The sequence below is a fragment of the Chlorogloea sp. CCALA 695 genome, assembly GCF_003003885.1.
GTDB lineage: Bacteria > Cyanobacteriota > Cyanobacteriia > Cyanobacteriales > Chroococcidiopsidaceae > Aliterella.
The window spans coordinates 1-7,053 of sequence record NZ_PVWN01000108.1 but is presented as its reverse complement, the minus strand read 5'-3'; the positions used below and the strand labels follow the sequence as shown (position 1 = coordinate 7,053).

Annotated in this window: 11 protein-coding genes; 10 read left to right on the top strand and 1 reads right to left on the bottom strand. The window is 45.2% G+C overall.

The window, feature by feature from the left end; genetic code table 11:
• The 7 genes from C7B70_RS28110 to C7B70_RS24580 all read left to right on the top strand — a co-directional run.
• Window positions 1-195 (top strand): hypothetical protein (locus C7B70_RS28110; RefSeq protein WP_233221135.1); only part of this gene is annotated, 195 nt, incomplete at its 5' end.
• Between the two features lie 11 nt (window positions 196-206).
• Entirely contained in the window at window positions 207-905 is a 699-nt protein-coding gene (locus tag C7B70_RS24600) for a hypothetical protein (protein WP_106371531.1), read from the top strand.
• 229 nt (window positions 906-1,134) lie between these two features.
• Complete coding sequence (locus C7B70_RS24595) at window positions 1,135-2,289, top strand: DUF3466 family protein (RefSeq protein ID WP_158260586.1); 1,155 nt, start codon at window positions 1,135-1,137, stop codon at window positions 2,287-2,289.
• Window positions 2,290-2,709: 420 nt separating this feature from the next.
• Window positions 2,710-2,955, top strand: coding sequence for an AbrB/MazE/SpoVT family DNA-binding domain-containing protein (locus C7B70_RS24590; RefSeq protein WP_106371529.1), 246 nt, complete (start codon window positions 2,710-2,712; stop codon window positions 2,953-2,955).
• Window positions 2,942-3,301: a PIN domain-containing protein gene (locus tag C7B70_RS24585; RefSeq protein ID WP_233221134.1), complete on the top strand. Its 360-nt coding sequence runs from the start codon at window positions 2,942-2,944 to the stop codon at window positions 3,299-3,301. The genes C7B70_RS24590 and C7B70_RS24585 overlap by 14 nt, the downstream gene beginning before the upstream one ends.
• 79 nt (window positions 3,302-3,380) lie before the next feature.
• On the top strand, window positions 3,381-3,686 hold the full coding sequence (locus C7B70_RS27385; RefSeq protein WP_199192542.1) for a hypothetical protein: 306 nt from the start codon (window positions 3,381-3,383) through the stop codon (window positions 3,684-3,686).
• Complete coding sequence (locus tag C7B70_RS24580) at window positions 3,649-4,197, top strand: hypothetical protein (RefSeq protein WP_199192541.1); 549 nt, start codon at window positions 3,649-3,651, stop codon at window positions 4,195-4,197. Before C7B70_RS27385 ends, C7B70_RS24580 begins: the two co-directional genes overlap by 38 nt.
• Window positions 4,198-4,210: 13 nt before the next feature.
• Here C7B70_RS24580 and C7B70_RS24575 read toward each other — a convergent pair whose 3' ends face one another.
• Window positions 4,211-5,182 (bottom strand): site-specific integrase, encoded by a 972-nt coding sequence (locus tag C7B70_RS24575; protein ID WP_106371528.1) that lies wholly within the window; start codon window positions 5,180-5,182, stop codon window positions 4,211-4,213.
• A 278-nt stretch (window positions 5,183-5,460) separates the two neighbouring features.
• Here C7B70_RS24575 and C7B70_RS24570 point away from each other — a divergent pair, with 278 nt between their 5' ends.
• The 3 genes from C7B70_RS24570 (at window position 5,461) to C7B70_RS28980 (ending at window position 6,987) form a co-directional block, all read left to right on the top strand.
• Window positions 5,461-5,841, top strand: a complete 381-nt coding sequence (locus C7B70_RS24570; RefSeq protein ID WP_106371527.1) for an SH3 domain-containing protein — start codon at window positions 5,461-5,463, stop codon at window positions 5,839-5,841.
• 131 nt (window positions 5,842-5,972) lie between these two features.
• On the top strand, window positions 5,973-6,857 hold the full coding sequence (gene dinB / locus C7B70_RS24565; RefSeq protein ID WP_199192540.1) for a DNA polymerase IV: 885 nt from the start codon (window positions 5,973-5,975) through the stop codon (window positions 6,855-6,857).
• Window positions 6,757-6,987, top strand: a complete 231-nt coding sequence (locus tag C7B70_RS28980; RefSeq protein WP_369831952.1) for a hypothetical protein — start codon at window positions 6,757-6,759, stop codon at window positions 6,985-6,987. Before dinB ends, C7B70_RS28980 begins: the two co-directional genes overlap by 101 nt.
• Window positions 6,988-7,053 lie beyond the last annotated feature (66 nt).

The following is a 7,053-nucleotide window of genomic DNA, read 5'->3' as shown; positions in this document are numbered from 1 at the left end:
CCCCAGCATACCTTTGGTCTGCCGCCGCGACTTGTTAAAGAGTATGCACTCCAGTTACTTAATGCGTTGTATTTGACATACGGTCATGGCAGGCGTTCTGGATTTGAAAGATTTGCACGTAACGAGCAACACTCAATTTCCCAATGCCCTGTGCGTCCTTGTTCTTTCCACGCGGCGCATCTCAATCTCTGTTAAACACGCAATTAATGAATTATCAGCAGCTTGAACTACCACTCTGGTCGCAATTACATCAGAGCCGCCTCGCTCCTGAATCCGTCGATTTAGAGGCAATATTAGATCAAGCGGAACAAGAAATCGCTCAGTTACCCGAAGCTATGCAGATGCAAGCGGCAGGAGAGGCAATTCTCCAACTAGCACAATTGCAACTATTACGGTCAGAGGTACTAATTGATAACTGGGAAAATGCCTACCGCGATCCCCACGTTAAGAGAGACTTCTTTGATGATATCGTGCGCCAGACGATGGCTGTGGACTTGAGCGACTTGATTACGCCACTATCACCTCGTAAACGCCGAGCAAATACAACCCCAAAGGCGCAAGATTCTGTAGTAAGTGTAGTAGATAAGTCTGCTGTGCTGGCAATGATCGAGCAATTAGACGCTCTTTCTCTTCTTGACAATGAATTACCCTTATCCCACGAAGAACACAAACAACTTGCTTTAGACTTTGCTCATGATGAAGATATTTTTGCTTGGTGTCAGGCGATCGCCCTCTGGATTAATCAGCACCAGGGTGAAAAAGTCTCCCTTCGGCAACTACAGCAAGCGCTGGGTATGCCTCTGGTAGAAGTTTGGCTAGGGCTGCTGCATTCTCCTACGCCTTATCAGTGGGATGGTCAGGGCGAGTTTTACAGGGAGGCGCAAAATCTTTGGATTAGCAGTTAAGCCTATCGTTCCTCGATAACATGAACTAAGGCAATATTCCAGATCGCAACCCTCCTTAGATAGAGTATAAATTCGTTGGCGTATGCCAATCTATGTCCTAGGAAACAACAATTGCTTATTAATAAGTTTTAGGGCTGCTCTACCAGTATTCATCGAGCGAAAATTTCAGTGCATGGTTGACCGCAAAAATGCGACCGCTTTTTATTTTGTTCATTTAGCTAAACTAAACATGAAATCAAACAATATTGGTCAACTCAGTTTAACGGTAACGGCAGTATGCCTAGTAGGATTTACTACATCTTTACCTGCTAATGCGGCAACCTTCTATAACGTTCTTGACCTTAGTATTGCCGGAAGCCCTGCTTCTGCTACAGGTATCAATGACTTAGGTCAAGTTATTGGTAGAACGGAATTACCTACTCGAGGAGGTAGGTATTCATTTCGCACCGCTCCTAATAGTCCAATTAATCTAGCAACAGATATTGTTTTACGTGGTACGGATGACGGTGTTCCTGGGAGTGACAGTGTTCCTAGTGATATTAATAACTCAGGTCAAGTTGTAGCAAGCGTATTTGCGGCAGGCTTTATTACTTCACCTAATGGATCAACATTAGAAGCAGGTGGTTTTCCTTTTTCTAGACCTGCTGCTATCAATGACTTAGGGCAAGTAACTGGCGAGAATTTTGGGGTCCCTGGTGCTCTTGTGGTCGCCACGTCTGGTAGTGGAGGTCCGATTGTTGAGTTGGGAACTCTTGGTGGAAGTAGCAGTTCTGGTAGGGGTATCAATAATTTAGGTCAGGTTGTCGGTAGCTCAACTACAGCTAATGGTGAAACTCATGCCTTTCGTACCGCACCTAATAGCATAATCAACCCAGCAACCGACGACTTAGGTACTTTGGGCGGAGCTTCAAGTAATGCTCTTGATATCAACGATTTAGGTCAAGTTGTTGGTTTCTCAACTACAGCTAATGGCGAAACTCATGCCTTTCTTACGGATACAAATAGTGCCATAGATGCTACCGACGATTTGGGAACCCTTGGTGGCGGCTTTAGTATCGCTTACAGCATCAACGAGTTGGGTTTAGTAGTTGGTGATTCAGAACTAGCTGATGGCAGCGATCGCGCTTTCCTCTACGATGGTACTGAGCTGTTCGATCTCAACACACTGATAACGGGGGATATTGACTTGGTATTGACGAGTGCTAGAGGGATCAACGAGAACGGACAAATTGCGGCTACAGGCTTTTTTGCTGATACTCAAACTATCGGTGCTGTTCTGTTAACACCAGTCCCCGAACCAGCATCTATGTTAGGTTTACTAGCTTTTGGTGCTGGTGCTGGCTTTTTGCGGACTAGAGCCGCTAAACAGAAAGTGAAAGCGTAAGCCGACATGGGCTGAAACTGGATACAACTTGACTAGAACCTAGAGAACTGACAAGCCCCTCTAGGTTTATCCTTCGAGCTTTAGTGATTTTGTTGGCAAGTCTTGCCCTTAACTGCAAATGCTGCTCGAATTATTTAGCTCAAGTGCTATTGAACTGTGGTAGCAAGCGATCACTAACTGGATGCAACACCACTAGGAGCATAAAGCTTCTCTATGGCAACTACAGCAAGCTCTAGGTATGCCCTTGGTAGAGGTTTGGCGCTTGGCGGCTGCTGCATTCCCCTACCCCTGATCAGTGGGAAGGTCAGGGGAGTTTTACCTTGAGGCACTAGATTTTTCGATTGGCAATTAACGAAATTTTTTGTTTACTTATCTTCTATCTTACAATTAAGTAAGGGTTTAAAGTAAGGATTTACTACGATGAAAAGCGCGACTATTACTACTAAGGGGCAAATAACTATCCCTAAAGAAATTCGAGACTACTTGAAGTTAGAAATTGGCAGCAAAATTGGCTTTGTGATCGATGAAAATGGCACGGTCAAGGTAGTTCCTCTCAATCTACCAGTTACATCATTATCTGGAATGCTACGCCGTCTGGGTCTTTTTGCCGCAACTATTGAAGATATGGAATCGGCGATCACCCAGGGTGCAAGTGATTGGACTTGATACTAATTTGCTTGTGCGCTATGTGACTGCTGATGATTTAGAACAGTGGCAACTAGCCGCCGAGTTAATTGAAGCAGAGGGGCAATTATGCTTTCTGTCCAATATTGTTCTTTGTGAGTTGGTTTGGGTACTTCGAGGTCAGCTCTACCAATTTACTCGCCCACAAATTGCTGAGGTTCTAGAAGCCATGCTTGCTACTCCTGTAATGGAGTTTGAGAATCGTTCCTCCGTATATCAAGCTTTGCAACGTATGAAATTGGTAAAGCTGATTTTTCTGATTACTCGATTGGCGCAATTGCTCAACAAGCTGAGTGTTCTACTACTTATTCTTTTGACCGTAAGCTAATCGGTGAAAAAGGCTTCCAGTATCCACGCATTTCCGACAATACAATAGATAGCGCGATTAGGTAAAAGTTGATTCCTTTATGACCAAGCTTCCCCCACGCAAGCTCCCCTCTACAGACCGCCGCGATCGCGAATTCCTATACCTCCATGAAGTCGATGCCCTGATTACTGCAAGCCGCCAAACCCGCGCCCCCATACGCAACCAAGCTTTAGTCATGCTCCTGTTTTGCCAAGCGCTGCAACCATCGGAAATCTGCTGGCTGCGCTGGTGCGACCTCAATTCCACCGCCAATAGTCTACTGGTGATTCGCAATCAGTTCCAAATCCCTCCGCATCCGACCGCAAGTTGTGGTCAACCAACAGCCTTTGTGTCCTGCGGAAATTGAGATTTTGCAGGAATTAGTACAACTTAGTAAAACTGATTGGATTTTAGAGAGCGAACGGCAACAACGCCTAAGCAATCGCTCTTTGCACCATATCGTTTACCAAGCTGGCGTTGTAGCTGGTTTGCCAATTCCTGTTCATCCTTATATGCTCCGCCGTTCTGGGCTATATTACCGCGCCGCTTTGTTGCTACAAACTGCCAGTCTGTCTTTGCACGAGTGCTGCCTGCTGTGGAATTATTACGCTACCTCCTCTGCCGTGCCTGCTTCTGCACAAATTGACTACCAAGCGATTAACCGCAAGCGTGAGGAGACTTTTTTGCTTACTTTTAACCAAGTCAAAGCTTTTTCTGGTATTAGTGCGGATGAAAATATTATCGACTATCTTTTGGGTGCTTATTTATTATTCCCTCGCTTGCAAGAAATTCCCAAGGGCTACTGGCTGACCCCCTCCCACTGGCGTTTGAAAACTTTGCCGAAAACATCTAGGACTGCTTTTGCTAGGATTCGATAAGGGATTTCTGAGCTTAAGTATTCGGATATTGACGAGGAATCGATAACCGCTCCACCGCCAATTGCTTTACGTCTTCACCCCGACGGTCGTACTTAGCAGTGGTTGCTGGACTAGAATGACCAGCTAATTTCTGGACTGTGACAATATCAATCCCAGCGTCTAGCAGGTCAGAGCAGAATGTCCTTCTCAAATCATGAGGACTAAAAGACTCTAATTGAGTTAGCTTTGCCCGATGCTGCAACATCCGCCAAATTGCGTCGGAGTGCAACCGTCCCAAATGCAAATGACCTCCCCGACGAATTCGACAAAACAATGGTCCCGGTTCATCCCCTCGCACCTCAAGCCATCTCCAAGCATAGGACCGAGCCTCGGTGGGGAGATAAACTCTGCGACTTTTCCCACGCTTGCCTTTGCGAACCAAAATTTCTCCAGTATTCAGGTTTAAGTCTTTTAGCTCCAGATTAACCAATTCCGACCGCCGCAAACCCGTCCCTAGTAGCATGACAACGATCGCTGCATCTCGAATATCAATGGGACTAGACGAACAACAAGTAGCTAATAATGCGGCAATTTCTGACCGAGCAAGAGAACGTCCCCTCGGCTCCCAGTCGGCGGGGATGTTGGGAAAATCCACGGCTTTATTGTAATCTGTAGCGGTCATTAAATTTAGTCGATAAGCTTCTAACAGGACTCGACGCAAAGCCGAAAGCATTTTGTTAGCTGTCACGGCCGCGAAGGATTGGATGAGAATAACTCTAATTGCTGCGGTGTGGTGGTAACGCAACTTTGACCAGTCTATGGTATGAGCATCGCACTCGTTATTAGTGAGCAAAGCCGCAATCCGATTGAGGGAATAACGGATAGTTCGCTGACTGCCGAATCCCAACCCAGAGATATATACTGCTGCCGGATGCCGAGTTAAAGGCAACGGGTAAGCAAGCTTCAAGTTCTCTGGGTGGCAATCGTCAAGGAGCGACAGAGGCATGATAACTCGTCTAAGATGTGTTTCTCACGAGTTATTTTCCCATAAAGTAATGCCATATTTTTCTCCAAGTTAGGAGGTAATTACAGGTGTACGAAATGGCTGGCTCAGAAACCAAAGAAAACTATGAGTAGGAATACTATTGAGAAAAAGTAATAAAGTAATTTAGAAGTAATTTGTTTCTATTGCAACTTTTAGGAGCAAATCGGGAAAGCTACAACAAAAGCGCGTAGATATAAATACCATTAACTTTTTTCAAATCCGCTAGAACAACAATTTATATGCTGAAAATTTTTAACCTCCGTAAAGCTGCTATTTCTATCGCCCTAACTTCAGCATCAAGCGTCCTCTTAGCTAGTAGTGCTTGGGCGCAACCGACTACTCCCGGCTATGGTAAAACCTTGCAGGATAAGACCGTATGTTCGTTCATTACTGGTAATAATGTTAATGTCCGTAGTGGTCCCGGCAATCATTATAAAGTTATAACCAAACTTAATCGCGGTGATGGTGTCAGAGCAACACATCGAAAAGGAAATTGGGTAGCGATTTCTGCTAGAGTTTACGGCTACTCTCCCAATGAAACCTATAAACCCCTCAAGGGTTGGGTATCAAATGCTTACATTAACGGCTGTTCGGAAGATCAATTTGAGCGATGGCGTTAATTAATCTTCAGCAAAATAACACAGAGCATTTGCAACCTAATATCTACTTAGTAGTCACATTAGGCTTCAGAAACTCCTCGGAATGATTAATTGACAAGGTTGCTCCGAGCGAGTAATTTTTAGGCATGAGAATGAATGGAGATAGAAAGATTGTTCACGTCGATCTTGATGCGTTTTATGCTTCAGTCGAGCAAAGAGACAACCCTTGCTATCGAGGTAAACCACTTGTGGTAGGTGGATTGCCTCAAGAGCGCGGTGTAGTGGTTGCTGCCAGCTACGGGGCTAGGAAGTTCGGTATCCATTCCGCTATGCCCTCTTACCTTGCCCTGCAAAAATGTCCTACTCTGGTCTTCGCCCCACCTCGCTTTGAGGTCTACCGCAGCATTAGTACCCAGATTCATGCTATCTTCAAGCGCTACACGGATCTGGTAGAACCTGTAGCCTTAGATGAGGCATACCTTGATGTCACCCAAAACAAACTAGGACTGCCTTACGCTACGACCATTGCCAAACAAATCAAAGCAGCTATCCTCTCAGAGACTAACTTAACGGCAAGTGCCGGAGTTTCGGTAAATAAGTTCCTAGCAAAAATGGCATCGGGCATGAATAAGCCTAATGGACTAACGGTGATTCTACCCGAACACGCCGCAGATTTTGTCGCCGCCCTGCCCATTGAGAAGTTTCACGGGATTGGACAAGTCACTGCTACCAAAATGCACAATTTGGGAATTCATACTGGAGCAAACCTTAAGCAATACAGCCAAGCTGATTTAGTGCGTCACTTCGGTAAGGTGGGACATTTTTACTACCTGATCGCTAAAGCAGAGGATAACCGGATAGTCGAGCCTAACCGACGAACGCAAATCAATTGGTGCAGAAACTTCCTTCACCAAGGACTTGAACGACCTACAAGTAATGCTGCTGGAATTAAAAACTATCGCCCAAACTGTCCAGCATCGCTTACAAAGCTATCAAGCTCTGGGACGCACCATCACCTTAAAAGTCAAGTTTACTGACATTCAGCAAATCACGCCCAGTAAAACTGTAGTTGCTGCTGTTGGTAAGACGGAAGCAATTAGCCAAGTAGCCAAGGAACTGTTAGCAGCAATTTCTTTAGAGGGGCGCAGCGTTCGGTTAAGTAGTTAGACAAAATTAATTACATAGTTTTCGCCAAATTCTCTCAGCACTTTTTCGATGTATTTGACCAAGCTC